At 63.3% G+C, this 18,287-nt stretch carries 13 protein-coding genes and 4 pseudogenes; 7 read left to right on the top strand and 10 right to left on the bottom strand.

Annotation, left to right across the window (positions count from 1 at the left end; genetic code table 11):
- Positions 1–37: 37 nt before the first annotated feature.
- From WS62_RS26995 to WS62_RS26965, 6 genes are all read right to left on the bottom strand, one after another.
- Positions 38–733 carry a GntR family transcriptional regulator gene (locus tag WS62_RS26995; protein ID WP_066577428.1) on the bottom strand — a complete coding sequence of 232 codons (696 nt, stop codon included), beginning with the start codon at positions 731–733 and terminating at the stop codon, positions 38–40.
- 325 nt (positions 734–1,058) lie between these two features.
- Positions 1,059–2,000 carry a muramoyltetrapeptide carboxypeptidase gene (ldcA, locus tag WS62_RS26990; protein WP_066491757.1) on the bottom strand — a complete coding sequence of 314 codons (942 nt, stop codon included), beginning with the start codon at positions 1,998–2,000 and terminating at the stop codon, positions 1,059–1,061.
- A 56-nt stretch (positions 2,001–2,056) separates the two neighbouring features.
- A complete protein-coding gene (gene tadA / locus WS62_RS26985) occupies positions 2,057–2,638 on the bottom strand; it encodes a tRNA adenosine(34) deaminase TadA (protein WP_066577426.1) in 582 nt (193 codons plus the stop codon).
- A complete protein-coding gene (locus WS62_RS26980; RefSeq protein ID WP_066577421.1) occupies positions 2,635–3,036 on the bottom strand; it encodes a DnaJ family domain-containing protein in 402 nt (133 codons plus the stop codon). The genes tadA and WS62_RS26980 overlap by 4 nt, the downstream gene beginning before the upstream one ends.
- Before the next feature lie 881 nt (positions 3,037–3,917).
- On the bottom strand, positions 3,918–4,424 hold the full coding sequence (locus WS62_RS26970; RefSeq protein ID WP_059470522.1) for a DUF1993 domain-containing protein: 507 nt from the start codon (positions 4,422–4,424) through the stop codon (positions 3,918–3,920).
- A 289-nt stretch (positions 4,425–4,713) separates the two neighbouring features.
- On the bottom strand, positions 4,714–5,733 hold the full coding sequence (locus tag WS62_RS26965; RefSeq protein WP_066577414.1) for an IS110 family transposase: 1,020 nt from the start codon (positions 5,731–5,733) through the stop codon (positions 4,714–4,716).
- 567 nt (positions 5,734–6,300) lie between these two features.
- On the opposite strand from WS62_RS26965, the pseudogene WS62_RS38465 reads away from it, so the two are divergent.
- From WS62_RS38465 to WS62_RS26945, 5 genes and pseudogenes are all read left to right on the top strand, one after another.
- A pseudogene (locus WS62_RS38465) lies at positions 6,301–6,471 on the top strand (MFS transporter); the annotation flags it as partial.
- 322 nt (positions 6,472–6,793) lie between these two features.
- Positions 6,794–8,254, top strand: a complete 1,461-nt coding sequence (locus tag WS62_RS26960; protein ID WP_066577412.1) for a DUF3375 domain-containing protein — start codon at positions 6,794–6,796, stop codon at positions 8,252–8,254.
- Between the two features lie 2 nt (positions 8,255–8,256).
- On the top strand, positions 8,257–8,910 hold the full coding sequence (locus tag WS62_RS26955; RefSeq protein ID WP_066577408.1) for a DUF4194 domain-containing protein: 654 nt from the start codon (positions 8,257–8,259) through the stop codon (positions 8,908–8,910).
- Positions 8,903–12,274, top strand: coding sequence for an ATP-binding protein (locus tag WS62_RS26950; RefSeq protein ID WP_066577405.1), 3,372 nt, complete (start codon positions 8,903–8,905; stop codon positions 12,272–12,274). Before WS62_RS26955 ends, WS62_RS26950 begins: the two co-directional genes overlap by 8 nt.
- Positions 12,271–13,455 (top strand): Wadjet anti-phage system protein JetD domain-containing protein, encoded by a 1,185-nt coding sequence (locus WS62_RS26945; RefSeq protein WP_066577402.1) that lies wholly within the window; start codon positions 12,271–12,273, stop codon positions 13,453–13,455. Before WS62_RS26950 ends, WS62_RS26945 begins: the two co-directional genes overlap by 4 nt.
- Before the next feature lie 83 nt (positions 13,456–13,538).
- Here the strand turns inward: WS62_RS26945 and WS62_RS26940 are convergent, their stop codons facing one another.
- On the bottom strand, positions 13,539–16,016 hold the full coding sequence (locus tag WS62_RS26940) for a DEAD/DEAH box helicase (RefSeq protein ID WP_066577399.1): 2,478 nt from the start codon (positions 16,014–16,016) through the stop codon (positions 13,539–13,541).
- Positions 16,017–16,311: 295 nt separating this feature from the next.
- Here WS62_RS26940 and WS62_RS38705 point away from each other — a divergent pair, with 295 nt between their 5' ends.
- Complete coding sequence (locus WS62_RS38705; protein ID WP_269435310.1) at positions 16,312–16,488, top strand: type IV toxin-antitoxin system AbiEi family antitoxin domain-containing protein; 177 nt, start codon at positions 16,312–16,314, stop codon at positions 16,486–16,488.
- A 52-nt stretch (positions 16,489–16,540) separates the two neighbouring features.
- On the opposite strand, the pseudogene WS62_RS26930 reads toward WS62_RS38705, so the two are convergent.
- From WS62_RS26930 to WS62_RS26920, 3 pseudogenes are all read right to left on the bottom strand, one after another.
- Positions 16,541–16,696: pseudogene (locus tag WS62_RS26930) on the bottom strand (type IV toxin-antitoxin system AbiEi family antitoxin domain-containing protein); the annotation flags it as partial.
- Positions 16,687–17,001: pseudogene (locus WS62_RS26925) on the bottom strand (Arm DNA-binding domain-containing protein); the annotation flags it as partial. The pseudogenes WS62_RS26930 and WS62_RS26925, both read right to left, overlap by 10 nt.
- A 17-nt stretch (positions 17,002–17,018) precedes the next feature.
- A pseudogene (locus WS62_RS26920) lies at positions 17,019–17,327 on the bottom strand (integrase core domain-containing protein); the annotation flags it as partial.
- 45 nt (positions 17,328–17,372) lie between these two features.
- Here WS62_RS26920 and WS62_RS26915 point away from each other — a divergent pair.
- Positions 17,373–18,287: helix-turn-helix domain-containing protein (locus WS62_RS26915; protein WP_066577577.1), on the top strand; the 915-nt coding region annotated here is incomplete at its 3' end.

Below are 18,287 nucleotides of genomic sequence, written 5' to 3'. Positions count from 1 at the left end.
GTTCAGTGAGTGCTTGGAGCGGACGGCGGCCGGGCCGTCAGCCCGGATTGCCGAACACCTCGCGCAGATCGACCGTGCCTTGCGCCGGCCGATCGAGCATCTTCAGTTCGACATGCTGCAGATGGTGCGCCATCAGTTGCGCCGCGCGCTTCGCGTCGCCGGCTTCGAGCGCCGCGAGGATCTGCGCATGGTCGTCGAACGAGCACGGGCTGCGCCCGTGCGATTCATACAACGCCGACATCAGCGTCGACCGCGCGACGAGCCCGTCCAGGCAATCGCGCAGCAGCGTGTTGCCGGTCAGCGCCGCGAGCTCGGTATGGAACTCGCCGGACAGGCGAATCCACGCGGGGAAATCGCGCCGCTCGAATGCGCTGCGCTCCTTGTCGATCATCGCCGCGACGCCCTTCAGGCGCTTCGCGCCCGGTCCCGTCGCGAGCCGCTCCATCACCGCGAGCTCGACGATTCGCCGCATCTCGAACACCTCGTGCACGTCCTGCAGCGTCGGACTCGCGACGAACGCGCCGCGATTCGGCTCCAGATCGACGAGCCGATCGGTCGCGAGGAGCGCGAGCGCCTGCCGGATCGGGCCGCGCTTCGCGCCGAACACTTCGCATAACTGCGCTTCCGTCAGCTTCGTGCCGGGCGCGAGCCGATGCTCGAGGATCGCAGTGCGAATCCGTTCGGCGATCGACTCGGGGCTCGCGCCCGTCGGAGCGGCATCTTTCTTCGTCATGGTTCGCATCTCGTTACGGACAGCATCCTAGGTTGGACATAAATATTGTCAACAATTTTGTTTCGTGATTTTGCACAATCTTGGCGATATGGCTGGCCCGATATCGGTACCAGCGCCCTTCCATGGCGCATCGCATGCGGCCCTTTCCGCATGCAGCCGAGACTATCGACACAAGCGATCTATATTTTTTGTCAACAATTTCGCCTCTGACTGGTACGTCAAGGCAGTTCGGATGTATCGCAACGCTGGATCGTTAGTTGCGCAATAACGCACAAAAAAAGGCGGGCGCCCGCCTTTTCGTTTCGCATCCGCATGCGCACGGCGCTCACGCCGCGAGGCACGGATAATCCGACATCGTGAGCCTGAAGCCGTGCTCGTTCGCGACGAGTTCCGCGCGCGCGCCGAACGGCAGCGTCAGCAGATCGGGCACGTGGCCGAACTGCAGCCCCGTGACGACCGGAATGCCGATCACGCCGCGCACCTGGTCGATCATCGTCTGCATGTCATAGCCGTTGTCGTACTCGAACGGGCGCGCGCCCGTGAACTGGCCGAGCACGAGCGCCTGCTGGCGCGCGAGGATGCCCGCGAGATGAAGCTGGTAGATCATCCGCTCGATCCGAAACGGCTGCTCGTTGACGTCCTCGACGAACAGGATCCCGCCTTCGATCTGCGGCATGTACGGCGTGCCGGCAAGCGACGAGACGATCGCCAGATTGCCGCCCCACAGCGTGCCCGACGCGTTGACGACTTGCGTCTGCGGCACATCGGAGACGATCGTCGTCGATGGCTGCGTGAGCGTCTGCCAGAAATGCGCGAGCGTGAACTCGCTCGGCGCCTCCGCACCGAAATCGGCGGACAGCATCGGCCCGCCGAACGTCTTCACGCGCGCCTTCGCGTAGAGCGCGAGCTGGATGGCGGTGAAGTCGCTGTGGCCGACGAGCGCGATCGGCCTGTCGCGCAGCCGGCTTTCGAGCCCCCGGTAATCGAGCCCGTGCAGGATTCGCGCGGCGCCGTAGCCGCCGCGCACCGCGAGGCCGATGTCGGGCAGCGGCAGCGACGCGTCGGCGAGCCGGTTCAGATCGCCCGCGCGCTCGCCGTCGGTGCCGGCGAAGCGCTGATAGCGGCGTTGCGTTGCGTCGACGTTCTCGACGCGATGCTGCTCGACGCTCAGGCGTTCGAGCGCGCGGTCGATGGCGGCGGGGTCGTGCGGATAACCGGAAGGAGCGAGCAGGCGGATGGTGCGCGGCGTGCGGGACGTGGAAATCATGAATTCGCTGGGAAGAATCGATCAGACGTATTTAGAGGCGCCCCGCGCCGCTCGGTTCATTCGTCGCGCGGCGGCGCATCGGGCGCCTGCTGCGCGCGGCGAGCCTCGCGGATCGCCTGCCGCCGCTCCGCGAAAAACGATTTGAGCGCCACGCCGCATTCGTCGGCGAGCACGCCGCCTTCGACCGTCGTGTGATGGTTCAGGCGCGCATCGGCGAACGCGTCGACGACGCTGCCGCACGCGCCCGTCTTCGGATCGGTCGCACCGAACACGACGCGCGCGATCCGCGCGTGCATGATCGCGCCCGAGCACATCAGGCACGGCTCGAGCGTCACGTACAGTTCGCAGCCCGGCATCCGGTAATTGCGCAGCGCGCGCGCGGCGGCGCGCAGCGCGGCCATCTCGGCGTGGGCGGACGGATCGTGGCCGCCGATCGGGTGGTTGAAGCCGCGGGCGATCACCTCGTCGCCGCGCACGATCACCGCGCCGACCGGCACTTCGCCCGCCGCGCGCGCTTGCTCGGCGGCTTCGAGCGCCAGGCGCATGTAGCGGCGATCGCGCTCGGCGCCGGCGGACGCGAGCGGCGATTGCGGTTCGTCGGGTGCAACGCCGGCTGCTGGCGCGTCGGCGGGCCTCACATCGGCCCCGCTTCGCCCTGCGCGTCGCCGAGCACGCGCTCGGACAGACGCTCGGCGATGCGGCGGCAGTATTCGCGCGGCACGACCATCGGGCCGCCGCGCAGCGACTCCAGCGCCATGTCGAGGGCGAGCATCTTCGCCTGCAGACGGCAACGCGTCGCGCGGTCGCTGACCGCGCGCAGTTCGTCCTGCAGGTTGCGCAGCGCCCGCAGTTGCTCGACCGCGGGCGGCGCGAAGCCCGCGTTCTTCAGGATCCGATTCGCGACGCGCACTTCCTCCGGGACGAGCAGATCGTCGTCCAGTTCCATCGGCGCGCCGGCGCCCGGCAAATCGTCGAACGCCCCCCGCGCGGCGGCAGCGGCAATACGTTGTTCGACTAGAGCGTCAAGCAGTTTCATCGGGATTTCATGACAATGCGGCATGCGGATTTTAGCAGGCGGCGCGCCGAGGTCCAGCCCGTCCGAGCAAATGCTCGATATCCGGACTCGGACGCGAGAGAAGGCGCTATTCTTGCTCCGGCCTCTCCAACCGCACGGCGCTTGCCGCTCCGCGCTCGCTCAGGGTAACGAAGCAATGTCGATCGCCACTCGGCGCGGTGTTCGCGCCCTCGTTTTTGCCGCTTCGCTCGTCGCCGCCGGACTGTCGTCGGGCTGCGGCGCGATGTGTGGCGGCGTTGGCGGCAATGGCGGGTTTGCGGGCGGGTGCGCGACCGGGGTGAGGTTCTAGGCGCAGCCGAACGCGCGGCGGGAGCGGATTCGGCCGGCGAGACGCCGGCCGCTCGCGGCATGGCCGTCGGCGGGCGGCTGTCGAGGACGGCTTTTCGTCCGTTCGGCTTCGTTCGGCTTGCAAAGACTAGCGGTCGCTATCGCTCGTCATTGCTTTCTGCTTTCTGCTTTCTGCTTTCTGCTTTCTGCTTTCTGCTTTCTGCTTTCTGCTTTCTGCTATCCGCCTCTTGCGCCTCGCCGGCGCCCCGGCTCGTTTCGTGCGACGTAATCCGACAGCCGACGCTTCGTCATACATACGCGCTTCGCGATCGGCTCGGTCACCCCCATCTTTCGGGCCGGATACGCCGACGCCATGCCCGTCGCCTCATCGTCGACGATCACGGGCCTAGCGCCCTCCAGACTCTGCCCAGGCATGTTTTTCCTTGTTCCGGCATCGCGCGCATTCCCGACCGGTGAGTCGCCGGGTCACCGAACCGCCCCTGAATCGCCCCCAATTGCCTCGAATCACCGCCCGCGGACGCCACACCGACAACGGCGTCCGCGCCGGCCGCGCGTCAGCGCCCGCCGAGATAATCCATCTTGCCGAGCGGCACGCCCTTGTACCGCAGGATGTCGTACGCGGTCGTCGTATGAAAATAGAAATTCGGCAGCGCAAAGCCGAGCAGGTACGACTTGCCGTCGAACGTCATCACGCCGTCCCGCAGCGGCAGCTCGATCGTGCGCGTTTCGCTGCCGTCGAGCTGCACCGGCTGGATCGTCTTCAGGAAATCGATCGTCTTGCCCACGCGCGCGCGCAGCTCGGCGAACGTCGTTTCCGTATCGGCGAACGACGGCACCGCAATGCCCGCGAGCCGCGCGCCGCACCCCTTCGCGGTATCGCTCGCCCGCTGGACCTGCGCGTCGAGCGAGTACATGTCGTCGCGAAGCCGCGCGCGAACCAGTTCGGCCGGATCGATGCCCTGCGAGCGCGCGTGCGCATCGCCCTTGTCGAGCACGGCCGACAGGTTGTTCAAGCCGCGAATCAGCGCGGGAATCGAGACGTCGTACATCGAAAGTGCCATGGCTTCTATATGAACGCGTCCCGTTTGCAACAGTTTTCGTGTGTTTTAACGGACAGGATGGGCTGCAGCTCTATATCCGGCCTTGTTGCAGCCGGTCCTGCCGCTGCGGGCCCCTATGAAATACGCTGACTCGCACCTCATTCTCCTGGCGAGCATTCGGAGCTCTTCAAGCCATGCAGGTTTAGCGAGTCCCGGTCCTACCTGATTTGTCATCACACTCGATTGCTGCGCAACCTTTCGACGTTCACCCTGTGTTAAGCGTTGATCTTTCTACTCTTGCGTGAGCCACTCAAGCTGGCTTCACGCTCACGTAGTCCTTCCGGTACGGCCGGTCATGAGCGAGCACCGCCCAGATCGTCCGCGCCATCTTGTTGGCCAGCGCCATGATCACCACATTCGCTGGCCGCCGTTTCTTCATCTGCTCGACCCACGGGCCGGGCTCCTTCGCATGACTCAACACGCTTCGCGCGCCGTGAATCAGCAGTGTTCGCAGATAGGTGTCGCCGCGCCGGCTGATCCCGTGCAGGTTCACCTTGCCGCCCGCGCCGGTCTGCTTCGGTACCAGGCCGGCCCACGCCGCAAACTCGCGCCCCGAACTGAATGCCTTCGGATCGCCCATCATCGCCACCGCCGCTGTTGCCGTCAGCAGCCCCACGCCGGGAATCTCGCTGATCGCCGCAACCGCTTCATCCTCCTTCTTCCATTCACGCATCCGGCGTTCGATCTCGGCGATCTGCCCGTCCAGCCTCGCCAACCCGCTCCACTGCTCCCGCAACGTATCGATCAGCGCCGCCGGCAGGCGCTCCGCGAGCCGGTCAAGTGCCGCCGGGATGGCCTTGTCCAGTTTCGCTCGCCCCCGGCTCATCACCTCGCCGTATTCCGTCAGTAACCCGCGCAGTCCGTTGCTCTGCATCGTGCGGAACTTCACCAACTGCTCGCGCATCCGGTGCAGCGCCAGCATCGCCTGCTGCATTTCCGTCTTCACCGCCACCGGCTTGCCCGGCTGCTGCACCGCCAGCCAGATCGCCCGCGCATCCGCCGCATCATTCTTGTTGCGGATGTTGAATGCCTTCACGAACTCCGCTGGCATCAGCCTGACCTCATGACCCAGCCGCGTCAGTTCCCGCGCCCAGTGGTGTGCGCCGCCGCACGCCTCCATCCCAATCAGGCACCGCGCACGGTTCGCGAAGTGCTCCAGAAACTTCGCCCGCTTGATCGGCTTGTTGACGATCTCTCCGCTGCCCTGATCGACGTAATGCACCTGGAACACGTTCTTGGCGATATCTACGCCCACTGCCATACTGTTCATCGTGGATCCTCCGGTTGCCGGGAAATGCGTGCATTTTCCACTTGGGCACTTCGATGCCGTTGGCCCGTGAGGATCCACCCACTTCCTCTGCTCTCACGGTTTCGGGTGGGACGCGTTCATTTCAATTCTCCTTGACGGGTTCGTTGATCGTTCGCGGGACGGCCGGCCGCGGCCGACATCGGCTCCGTAGCATAGACCGGATCGGCCCGCCCACGCTCGCCGTCGCGCGGCGGCATTCGGCGGCACGCGGGGTTGCGGGTTGCGGGTTGCGGGTTGCGGGTTGCGGGTTGCGGGTTGCGGGTTGCGGGTTGCGGGTTGCGGGTTGCGCGGCGTGCGATACGCACGGGACGACTTGGAAGACTCACGGCTTCGAACCCGCTTTCCTGCTGACGCGCCGTTCGCCGCGTTCACGATCCCGCCTCCGCATCGAGCCTTGCACCAACATCTTGCATCACCTAGTTTCATTTTAAAACTATCAGATTCACCCTACTAAATAGTTTCATTTTGCAACCACAAAAACGGAACGCCTGCATGTAAGCTCCCCGAGCGGCGTCTGCCGCCTCTTCGATTCGCACGATCGATTCCCCGGCGGCGTCTGCGACGCTGCCGCGCGGCGCGGTCGCGCTGTTCGCTTGCGCGGGCGGCCTGAGCGTCGCCAACGTCTATTACGCGCAGCCGCTCCTCGACGCGCTCTCCGCCGAGCAAGGCTCCCATGCGGCCAATATCGGCCTGGTGCTCGAACAATGGCCTCAGTCTTGGGCAGGTGAGTACAGCCGATGAGAGCAACGAAATTACGGCGATTCTGGAACTGCTGGCCACCCGTAACATGGCCAGCCTACGCAAGATCACGCTCAATCTTGCCCGCTGGCTCAGAACCGCCAGCCGAAAAAGCTCAGCTTGAAGAACATCCGTAACCTCGCGGCTTGGGACACCGTCATGCGCGACGCCATCCTCGGCCTTTCTGACGCACGTCTTCATGCGGAAGCCCTGGTAGGATAATGGCTTTTCGAGCCACAGTCGGCGATCTTCCCATGGGTGCCGCACCCATCATCTTGTACCGATGCCCCTCGACTACCCTACCCTCGATGCGCTGCGCACGCGGCACCCCGCCTGGCGCCTGTTACGCTCCGATCATGCGCCGCTCGCGGTCAGTTTCCTGCATCGAGTGTTCGTCGCACCAAACGTACGCGTCGTGGCGGCCCCTGTTCTTGCCGAAGCACTCGAGGACGAGCTTTATGGGTTGCGCGAACTGCTCGGCGAAGGCGCTTTCCCGAAGCCCGCGCTCGAATATCTGAACGACTGGGCTGGCCCCGAAAAGGGATGGTTGCGCAAGTTCTATCGCCCAGGTTCCGATGAACCGCAGTTCGACCTAACCCCCGCTGCGGAGAAAGCGATCGCGTGGCTCGGCACGCTGACGGAACGCAGCTTTGTCGGCACGGAATCGCGGCTCCTGACACTTTTCGAGCTGCTTCGGCAGATGGGCGAAGGCAGCGAGGCGGATCCGGAAAAGCGTCTTGCCGAGCTCCACGCGCGGCGCGGCCAGATCGACGAAGAAATCGCTCGTGTGGAGGCGGGTGACGTCCGGCTGCTAGACGATGCCGCGCTCAAGGATCGCTTTCAGCAATTCATGCAGATGGCGCGCGAATTGCTCACTGACTTCCGCGAAGTCGAACAAAATTTTCGGCTGCTGGACCGGCATGTACGCGAGCGAATCGCGCTCTGGGAAGGATCGAAGGGCGCGCTCATCGAGGAAATCATGGGCGAGCGCGACGCGATCGCCGATTCGGATCAGGGCAGCAGCTTCCGGGCGTTTTGGGACTTCCTGATGTCGAGCCGCCGTCAAGAGGAACTCTCGGAACGGCTCGAGCGCGTGCTCGAGTTGCCCGCGATCATGGAAATGCGGCCCGACGCGCGCATGCGGCGCGTTCACTATGACTGGCTGGAAGCGGGCGAACATACGCAACGCACCGTTGCTCAGCTCTCGCAGCAGCTTCGACGCTTCCTCGACGATCAAGCGTGGCTAGAAAACCGCCGCATCATGGACATTCTGCGTGGTATCGAAACGAAAGCGCTTGCGCTGCGCGAAGCGCCTCCGCCAGGCGCCGTCACGGAGATCGAGACCGCATCCGCTGATATCGAACTGCCAATGGAGCGCCCGCTTTACGTGCCGGCGCCGCGCCCTCTCATCACCAACGTCGCACTCGAGACCGGCGAGGCGGACCTCGATCCCTCTGCACTCTACACGCAGATCGTCGCTGATCGCGCGCGCCTCGCAGGCCACATCCGCCGATGCCTCCAGGATCGGCCGCAAGTGACGCTTGCCGAATTGACCGCTTCACAGCCGCTCACGCATGGGCTCGCCGAGCTCGTCGCCTATATGCAACTGGGCGCCGAAGCGGGATCATTTCGGGCGACTGTCGACGAGACCATCTCCGATACCATCGAATGGCAGGCGAACGACGCCAACGGAACAGTAATCGTCAAGCGTGCGACCATGCCGCGCGTGATTTTCACAAGGTAGAGATGACGGAAGAACAGCAAGCCTCGTCGCTTGGTCGAGGTGATTTGCCGGCGGTTGCCATCGCGTTGCTCAAGGGCGTGGTTTATCGCGATGGAAACGAGCGCCTCTGGACCGCGCTGCTCGAATTGCAGACACACGTGCGCGACTACGTCGCCGTGCTCGGCCTCGAACTGATCGTGGACGAGGCGGAAGGCTACGCCTTCGTAAAAAGCCGCGCCGAGCACGACGCCGAAGCCGGCGTGGACCAGACCAAGCTACCCCGGCTCGTTGTCCGGCGCCCACTCTCGTTCCCCGTGAGCCTGTTGCTCGCACTGCTTCGAAAGAAACTGGCGGAATGGGATGCCGGCGGCGGCGACACACGGCTCGTTCTTGCACGCGAGGACATCGTCGAACTCGCACGCGTATTCCTTCCCGCGAGTACTAACGAGGCACGCCTGGTCGATCAGATCGATACACACGTGAACAAGATCGTCGAACTGGGCTTCCTGCGCCGGATGAAGGCCACGAGCGGGCCACCGACATTCGAGGTGCGGCGTATTCTCAAAGCATTCGTCGATGCGCAATGGCTGCTCGATTTCGACGCCCGGCTCGCGGGCTATCGGGCGCACCTTCAAGATTCGACGGTTTCGGACCAACGGGAGAGTCGCGATGAATGAACCGCGCGCGCTCGGCTTCGATTTTGCCGCCGACGACACCCTGACGGGCTTTCGCCTCGAGCGGCTCGAAGTTTTCAACTGGGGAACCTTCGACGAGCGGGTCTGGGTGCTGCGGGCCGATGGCCGCAACGGCCTGCTGACAGGAGACATCGGTTCCGGCAAGTCGACGCTCGTCGACGCCGTCACCACGCTCCTCGTGCCCGCGCAGCGCATCGCCTACAACAAGGCGGCGGGCGCGGACAGCAAGGAACGCACGCTGCGCTCGTATGTGCTCGGCTACTACAAGTCGGAGCGCAACGAGGTCACTGGGACCGCCAAGCCCGTGAGTCTGCGAGATCACAACAACTATTCGGTGATCTTGGGGGTATTTCGTAACGCCGGGTACGATGCCACGGTCACACTCGCACAGGTGTTCTGGATGAAAGACACGCAGGCTCAACCCGCGCGATTCTTCGTCTGTGCCGAGCGCAACCTCTCGATCGCAGCCGACTTCTCGCGCTTCGGCACCGACATCGCACAACTGCGCAAAAAGCTGCGAGGATTGGGTGCCGAAATCGAGGACACGTTTCCGAAATACAGTGCCTGGTTCCGGCGGCGCTTCGGGATCGAAAGCGAGCAGGCGCTCGAGCTCTTTCATCAAACGGTATCGATGAAATCGGTGGGCAATCTCACCGACTTCGTACGCAGCCACATGCTCGAGCCGTTCGAGATCGCACCGCGCGTCGACGCATTGATCACTCACTTCGACGATCTGAATCGCGCACACGAGGCGGTACTGAAAGCCAAACGCCAAGTGGAACTGCTGACACCGCTCGTAGACGACTGTGACCGCCACAGCGAGCAAGGACATGCTCTCGACGGCTGGCGAGCGTGCCGTGAAGCATTGAAGCCCTACTTCGCTGGACTCAAGCTCGGCCTCATCGAGCGCCGCCTTCAATTGCTCGATGAGGATCATGCGCGGGCGACCTCGCGAAAGGCCCGGCACGAAGAAGCGCGAGACCAGGCGCGTCAGCGCGTGGACGATTTACGCCGCGCCGTGGCCGAACAAGGAGGCGATCGTATCGCACAGCTCAATGTCGAAATGCGCGAGCAGGAGCGAGAAAGTGCGCGGCGCCGCGAACGCGCGCAACGCTATGCCGCCATCGTTACGTTGCTCGGCGAAACCGAGGCTACGGATGAGGCTGCATTCGTTTCCCAGCGCCAGCGTCTGGCCGAGCAGCGCGGCTCGCTCGTCGACGACGAAGCGCAAAAGCAAAATGCGATTACCGAATGGAGCGTGGCATTCCGCGAAGGGAAAGCGCGGCGTGATCTGCTAGAGGACGAAATAGCGAGCCTGAAAGCCCGACGCAACAACATCCCGAAGGAACAAGTCGCGATGCGATCGAGCCTATGCTCGGCGCTCGGTCTGGAGGAAGATGCCCTGCCGTTCGCGGGCGAACTCATTCAGGTGCGTAAGGACGCGCGCGATTGGGAGGGCGCCGCCGAGCGCGTACTACGCAACTTCGGCCTGTCGCTGCTCGTGCCCGACGAACACTATGCGAACGTCGCGGCGTGGGTCGATCACACTCATCTCCGGGGGCGGCTCGTCTACTTTCGCGTGCGCGCCGAACGCGCCGCGCGCGTAGTCGAGGCCATGGAGTTACACCGCGACTCGCTCGCGCACAAGCTCGCGATCAAGCCCGATTCGCTGTTCTACAGCTGGCTCGAGCGCGAAATCGGCCGCCGTTTCGACTATGCATGCTGCGATACGCAGGAGCAGTTCCGGCGCGAGACGCGCGCGATCACGCATGCTGGCCAAGCGAAAGCGCCGGGGGAACGCCACGAAAAAGACGATCGCCACGCGCTTGACGATCGCAGCCGCTACGTGCTCGGCTGGAGCAACACGGCCAAAATTGCGGCTCTCGAAGCACAACGGCGAGCGCTCGAGGTTCGGCTCGGCGAGATCGGGCAACGACTGGGAGAGGCCCAAAGCGAGCACGCCAAGGTGCGAGAGCAACTCGAAGCACTCGCGCGTGCCGGCGAGTTCGTCGAGTTTCGAGAAATCGATTGGCCGAGTTGCGCCGCTGCAATCGCGCGCCTTGCAGACGAAAAAGCGCGCCTCGAATCGGCAAGCGACGCCCTCGCGGAGCTAACGGCCCAATTGGACTCGGCGCAATTGGCGTTGAAGGGGAGTGAAGCGGCGATCTCGGAAACCGACTCGGAACTGGGCGGCATACTGGCCAAGCGGGAGGCAGCCCAAGCGTTGCTCAGCGAGACGCACGCGCTCGTTGAGCAAGTCAATGCCGAACTTGCAGAGCGAATCGAGGCCCTGCGAGCGGAGATTCTCGGCGAACACCAGCTTTCCGTCGAGTCGTGCGACAACCGCGAGCGGGACGTGCGCGAGGCATTGACAACCCGCATCGACAACGAAACGAAGTCGCTCGGCCGCCTTGCCGAACGAATCGTCAAGGCCATGGCGGCCTTCAAGGATGCCTACAAGCTCGAAACTGCCGACTTCGATGCGAGCCTCGACGCGAGCTCAGAGTACCGTGACATGCTCGCGCGGCTGCAAGCGGACGATCTGCCGCGCTTCGAGGCGCGTTTCAAAGAGCTGCTCAACGTCAATACGATCAACGAGATCGCCAACTTCCACGCCCAGCTCGCGCGCGAACGGGAGACGATCAAGGCACGCATCGAGCGCATCAACGAATCGTTGCGACAAATCGACTACAACGCGGGCCGATACATCGTCCTCGAGAGTCAGCCCAGCCCCGACGCCGAGATCCGCGAATTCCAGGGCGACCTGCGCGCTTGCACCGAGGGCGAACTCACCGGCTCGGACGATAGCCAATACTCGGAAGCCAAGTTCCTGCAAGTCAAACGGATCATTGACCGCTTCCGCGGCCGCGAAGGGTTGACCGAGCAGGACCGGCGATGGCGCGCCAAAGTGACCGACGTGCGCAACTGGTTTCTGTTCGCCGCCAGCGAGCGTTGGCGCGAAGACGACAGCGAATACGAGCACTACTCGGACTCCGGCGGTAAATCGGGTGGCCAGAAGGAAAAGCTTGCCTATACGATCCTTGCCGCGAGCCTCGCCTATCAGTTCGGCCTCGAATGGGGCGCCGTGCGTTCTCGATCGTTCCGCTTCGTCGTCATCGACGAAGCGTTTGGCCGAGGCTCCGACGAATCGGCGCAGTATGGTCTCACATTGTTTCAGAAGCTGAACCTGCAACTGCTGATCGTCACGCCGCTACAGAAGATTCACATCATCGAGCCGTTCGTTTCGAGCGTCGGATTCGTTCAGAACGAAGGCGGACGCGCGTCGAAGCTGCGCAACCTGTCGATCGAGGAGTACCGCGCGCGCAAGGCGGAGTTCGAGCAATGAATTGGACAACGGCCGCCGAACTGCGCGTCCGCCTCCAACGCCTGTGGGAGCGCGGCGAATGGCTGCGAAGCCTCGTGGACGGCACCGAGGGGCTATTTCCGCTACGTCTGCCGATAAAAGGCCCGAGCTCGTCCGAATTGGCCGAACGCTTCGATGCGGTACGCGCATGGATCACGGAGATTGCCGCGACACCGCGCGTACGCATCGAATGGCGAGAAATCAATCATCGAATTCTCGGCCTGCAGCGCGTGCCACAAGCAGCTTGGGTCGACAGTCTGGACGATGCGCTCGCTGTCGCCGGCAAGCGCCGCGACGCAGCGCAGTTCGAGCGGCTGCTCGAAATCACACGCTCCCGCCAGCCGAAGCTCACCACGTGGCTTGCGCAGCGCCCGTTGCAAGCGCTCGAATTCGCCGGCGATTGGGAACGGCTGCTGGCAGTCGTCGATTGGCTGCAAGCCCATCCGCAGCCGGGCGTCTATCTTCGCCAAGCCGAAATCGCCGACGTCGACACGAAATTCATCGAGGCGCGGCGCGGCGTCCTCGCCCAATGGCTCGATCTCGTGCTGCCGTCCGAGGCAATCGACAGCAGCCGGACAGGCGCCGCCCAATTCGCTGCTCGCTACGGGTTCCGCGAGAAGCCGCATCGGATTCGCTTTCGCGTGCTCGATGAGAGGCTCGCCGTTCTGCCCGGCATGGGCCGGCCCGACATCGCACTCGACGCCGACAGCTTCGCGCGCCTCGCGCTGCCGTGCCGCCAGGTGTTCATTACCGAAAACGAGATAAATTTTTTGGCGTTTCCCGACGTTCCGCAGTCGATCGTGCTTTTCGGGGCGGGCTACGGTTGGGAAGCGCTAGAGTCGGCGCGATGGCTCACGGACTGTGCGCTCCACTACTGGGGCGACATCGACACGCACGGCTTTGCCATTCTCGATCAATTGCGCCGCCGATTCAGGCACGCCGGCTCGTTCTTGATGGACCGCGCGACACTGATGGCGCATGAAGCGTTCTGGGGAGACGAAGGCGATCAGGTCATACGCGATCTGCCGCGACTCACGGCGCAAGAGCGCGAACTCTTTGACGACCTTCGTGACAACCGGATTCGTCATGGATTGCGGCTCGAGCAAGAGCGCGTGGGATTCGGGTGGGTCAGGGCGGCGCTAGAGGAACGGGCTTGCGCTTAGCTCTTACCCAATCTCACCGCCAGGCACGACTCGAATGCGCCCCGAAGAAGCCGCCTCGAAGATGCCTGCCCCAACTCCCAGGTTCAGCGACTTCGGTTTGCGCTGCCGTTGAGCAAAGCATCCGAGATCGTCGACAGCATCTCGGTCAGCCGTCTTGCCGTCTCGGCCGATGGCAGCGGCAACCTGAGACTTCGCTCGCCCGTCACGGCATCGCGCTCGACCCATGGGTGTGCGGCAACCGCGCCATCGCCTGGCTCACTCAACGCCGACGCCAGCACCGCGCCGAACTGCAGCAACCCTGACCACGGCTCGAAGGACGCGCCTCGTTGTGTTGTATCGACGGCCGAAGCTTGAGGCCGCTCTCCGGCACCGGCGAGCTCGGTTTCCACGACGCTCGCGTCACGCGCCACGATGCCGGACACGGCGGCGCCGCTCGCAGCTTCCTCTGCCGCGGCCATGACCCCGCTCTCCCCCATGCGTCCCGTGACATTTTCGACGTCCTTCATGAAACGGGTCAGGCGCGACCCGCCGAGCAGAATTTCGCTGGCGCCGCCGTCGAGGATGCCCTTCGCCAGCGAGCGCTTGAAAGCCAGCACCGACAGCATGCCCTCCTCGATCGTTCCCTTCGCGACGTAATTGACGACTTGTACCGGCTTTTTCTGGCCCAACCGATAGATGCGCGCGATGCGCTGCTCCAGCACCGCCGGGTTCCACGGCAGATCCATGTTCACGAGCGTCGACGCGTGCTGGAGGTTGAGCCCTGTGCTGCCTGCGTCCGTCGACAGAAACACCCGACAGTCCGAATCGTCCCGAAAGCGCTGCACCAGCGCGGGCCGATTTTCCGACGGCACGCCGCCATGGAAGCTGACGTAACCAATGCCGAGTTTCTCGAGCCGGCGAATGACGATCTCATGCGTGCGCGTCCATTGACTGAACACCACGACTTTCTCGTCCGGCTGCGTGAAAAGCGACTCGAACAGCGTCACCAATTCGTCGGCCTTCACGCCATGATCGGTTTCCTGGTCCAGCAGATAGGTGCTGTTGCACGACATGCGCATGTTCTGCAAAGCACAGGTGAGGCGCCGCTGGTCTTGATCTGACAGAAACCTCGTATTACGCCAGCGCCGGACGATCTTGGCCACGATGTCCGCGTTTTCCATGTGATACGCCATCTGCATCTCGGTCATCGGCACCAGCAGATTCTGGTCGGTGCGCCCGGGCAACTGCAGCAACACCTCGGACTTGCGGCGCCGTATCATGATCGGCGCCAGGGTCTGGCCGATCTTGTCGAGGCCCGTGTATCCCGTCACGCGTCCCGCCTCGTCCTTGACCTGATGTTCGTGCAGCAGCTTCCACGTGGGCCCGAGACGGTGCTGGTCGACGAACTGAACGATGGAAACGAGTTCCTCCAGCTTGTTCTCGAGAGGCGTACCCGTTAGCACGACGGCATAGGGACTGTCGATTCGCTTGAGAGCTTTCGCCGCAATGGTGTTCCAGTTCTTGATACGCTGCGCCTCGTCGACGATGATCAATTCCGGCGCCCACGCGGAAATCATGTCGAGGTCCGATTTCAGCTTCTCATAGTTGGTGATCTTGTAGAGATCCTGGCCCGCATATTCGCCCCGCCTCTGGGCAAGGCCGCCCGTGATCACCCTCGATGCGTGGCCGGAGAACCGCATGATTTCGCTCTGCCACTGATACTTGAGCGAAGTCGGGCAAATCACCAGCACTTTCGACACGCCAAAATGCCGGATCAGGATTTCCGCCGCCGCGACGGCCTGCACCGTCTTGCCGAGGCCCATTTCGTCGCCGATCAAGGCGCGCCCGGCACGCACGGCGAACAATGCGCCTTCGGCCTGGTAAGGGTAGAGCGGCACCTTGAGCAGCTTCCTCAGCGAGGGCGTCGCCGCTCCTTGCGGAAACTGCTCATCGAGCATCATGGCACGGCGCGCCGCGTCGTTACGGCCGGCGATGAAATCGAGAGCGTCGTCGTGGGCGCGCAATTCGTGCCCGGCCTTCGCCACACTGGAAAGAAAGCGCCCGAGATCTTCGAAACGGACCTCCGGCAAATGCCATCGCCGAGACTCGTCGAACAAAGCGGCAGCCGCTTTGGCCACCTTTGCCGGACAATCCGTGCCGGCGCGAAAATGGACCGCTCGCCCTCCCTCGTTGCGCAAATACAGCTCCGAGAATGCGGGCTGATAACCACGGGCGAAGGCCGCCTTTGCGCCGCGCTTGCGCAGTAGTCGCGACAAGGCGAATTCAATGTGCTTGCAGGTGCCGAGTTCGTTGGTGGCGTAATCGGCACAGGCGCAAAAGTTGTCGCCCGGGCGGGCTCCACGAATCGACACGCGATAGCTGGAGTTCGACGCCGGATTGCCGACGCGGAATTCCGAGAAATACGTCTCCGTCCCGAGATTCTCCAGCGAGAACGTCTGTTCTTGCCCGAATTTCCGACGCAAGGCGCGCTGCCAGTCGGCGGGCGACATGTGATCGGGGGCGTGGGTGCGGGAAAGCTTCGGGGATCGATGTGACTTGGTGGAAGAGCGTTTGCTGGTCATGACTTGGTGTGATGTTCGCGTGACCGACCCACTCTATCAATGCAAAGTCCAGCGGGTCTCGGATTGCCTCCCACGCGGACAGTTCCAGAACAATCCTCCCAACGGCTGGATCCGCCACCGGAGTCCGTAACGCGTCCTTGATTACCTACCGGCTCGGTAGAACGGGGCGCACTCACAGTATACCCAGGCCCCGTCCTCCATCGCCACAGATTCGGTCCTCCGCCTGGCGACGGCGGGATTCGTTGTACAGTGAATATGACTGGCCCATTCATTCACCGACTTCCCCCAGAAGGCTGTGCCGATCGATCGCCAACCGTTGCTGCGCGCCCGCGATCTGGTCAAACAAGGCCTGCCGACCATGGTACTCAGGCGGCTCGTTGCGGCGGGTAAGCTGGAGCGCGTCGTCCGTGGCGTCGTAATCGGTAACTCCCCGGCGTTCTTGCGACCTCAACGGATTGAGCGCTCTTACTAAGCGCAGATGCAAATCCACCGTACGTCAACCGCTCTTAGCCCCTCGCGACAACCAGCCACGCATGCCGATGGCGCTCGGCCAACGCCAAGAGCAGTCGTTTGGCCTTGATGCTGTGGCGGTGGCGCAGCAACAGACCGACCCGCTGAGGCCGCAGCGTGGTCATGGCCTGCATCAGCGCATCCACCTCGTAAATCAAGGCATCCGAGCCCCGGCCAGCCATTTCTCAGTCATGTCGCCGAAGGTCTTGGCAGAGGTCAGCCGGCGCTTCTCGCGCTGCTTCTCCAGCGCCGGGGACTTGCCCTGGGCGACGGCCTTCTTGGCGTCGATCAGCTTTTCGCGGGCCAAAGCCAACGAGACGCCAGCCGGCCCGTAGCGGCCGATGGTCAACGTCTCGCGGCGGCCGTTGAGACGGTAATCGTAGCGGAAGGTGACGGTACCGACGGGCGATACCGTCACATACATTCCGTCTCGGTCAAAAGCCTGGTAAGTCTTGGACTGAACCGGCCCGGGAATCGTGGAGGCTGGTTGGTTTAAGTTAATGCGGTTTCAGCGGCAGCGGTTTTCAGTTGCCGATAGTAGTTTGCCTCAGCTTCAGCGGGCGGGATATAGCCGAGTGGTTCCATCAGTCGGTGGTGATTGAACCAGGCCACCCATTCCAGGGTTGCCAACTCGACAGATTCCCGAGTTTTCCAGGTGCGGCGATGAATCAGCTCCGTCTTGTACAAGCCGTTGATCGTTTCAGCCAGCGCGTTGTCGTAGCTGTCGCCCCGACTGCCGACCGACGGTTCGATGCCCGCTTCGGCCAGTCGTTCGCTGTAGCGAATGCTGACGTATTGGGCGGATTCAACCGGTCGTCGCAACACCCTTGATCAAGGAGGTGTTGCATGGCGCGAAGTGCAAAGCGGGTGTATCAGTTGACAGGGCGAGGAGCGATGCCTTCGCCGGGCGCACCGTCGCTCCGGCATGAAACCGAGCGGCTATTTTGGAAGCAAATCTCCACCGGCATCACGAGCGAAAGAGCGGCAGAGGCAGTTGGTGTATCTCAAGCGGTAGGCTCTCGCTGGTTCCGCTATCGTGGCGGCATGCCACTTTTCATGTCGAACCCTATATCCGGTAGGTACCTGTCATTTGCCGAGCGGGAAGAGATAGCATTGCTTTCGGCCAAAGGCTTGGGGGTGCGCGAAATGGCCCGCCGTATCGGGCGCAGCCCATCAACCGTTTCGCGGGAGCTCACGCGTAACGCTGCAACTCGTGGTGGTCGTCTCGAGTATCGTGCTTCGGTCGCGCAGTGGAAGGCGGAACGATTTGCCAAACGACCCAAGGCAGCGAAACTGGCGACTAACGCGCGGCTGCACCACTACGTACAAGAGCGTCTGGAAGGCAAGGTGCATGACGCTGAGGGGCGTGAGATTGTTGGGCCACGGCAGGCGCCGTTCAAGGGGCGAAACAAGCCACGTCGCGGTGATCGGAAATGGGTCAATGGCTGGTCACCTGAACAGATTGCCAACCGGCTGAAGGTCGATTTCCCGGATGATGATTCCATGCGCATCTCTCACGAAGCCATTTACCAGGCCCTCTACATTCAAGGACGCGGTGCGCTTAAGCGTGAGCTGGTGGGCTGCTTGCGCACCGGGCGCGCGTTGCGCGTTCCGCGAGCGAGAGCGCGTGCGAAGGCTTGGGCGCATGTCAGCGAGGACGTGATGATTTCCAGTCGCCCAGCAGAAGTGCAGGATCGTGCTGTGCCGGGCCATTGGGAGGGAGACCTGCTCATCGGCCTGAACCGGTCCGCGATCGGGACA

It is taken from the genome of Burkholderia sp. ABCPW 14 (genome assembly GCF_001523835.1).
Taxonomy (GTDB): Bacteria; Pseudomonadota; Gammaproteobacteria; order Burkholderiales; family Burkholderiaceae; genus Burkholderia; species Burkholderia mayonis.
This window is presented reverse-complemented; position numbering and strand designations above follow the sequence as displayed.

Excerpts from the sequence above, each read along its gene's own strand:
- WS62_RS26995 (WP_066577428.1), bottom strand. The coding sequence starts at position 733 with ATGACGAAGAAAGATGCCGCTCCGACGGGCGCGAGCCCCGAGTCGATC.
- ldcA (WP_066491757.1), bottom strand. The coding sequence starts at position 2,000 with ATGATTTCCACGTCCCGCACGCCGCGCACCATCCGCCTGCTCGCTCCT.
- WS62_RS26980 (WP_066577421.1), bottom strand. The coding sequence starts at position 3,036 with ATGAAACTGCTTGACGCTCTAGTCGAACAACGTATTGCCGCTGCCGCC.
- WS62_RS26970 (WP_059470522.1), bottom strand. The coding sequence starts at position 4,424 with ATGGCACTTTCGATGTACGACGTCTCGATTCCCGCGCTGATTCGCGGC.
- WS62_RS26965 (WP_066577414.1), bottom strand. The coding sequence starts at position 5,733 with ATGAACAGTATGGCAGTGGGCGTAGATATCGCCAAGAACGTGTTCCAG.
- WS62_RS26960 (WP_066577412.1), top strand. The coding sequence starts at position 6,794 with ATGCCCCTCGACTACCCTACCCTCGATGCGCTGCGCACGCGGCACCCC.
- WS62_RS26955 (WP_066577408.1), top strand. The coding sequence starts at position 8,257 with ATGACGGAAGAACAGCAAGCCTCGTCGCTTGGTCGAGGTGATTTGCCG.
- WS62_RS26950 (WP_066577405.1), top strand. The coding sequence starts at position 8,903 with ATGAATGAACCGCGCGCGCTCGGCTTCGATTTTGCCGCCGACGACACC.
- WS62_RS26945 (WP_066577402.1), top strand. The coding sequence starts at position 12,271 with ATGAATTGGACAACGGCCGCCGAACTGCGCGTCCGCCTCCAACGCCTG.
- WS62_RS26940 (WP_066577399.1), bottom strand. The coding sequence starts at position 16,016 with ATGACCAGCAAACGCTCTTCCACCAAGTCACATCGATCCCCGAAGCTT.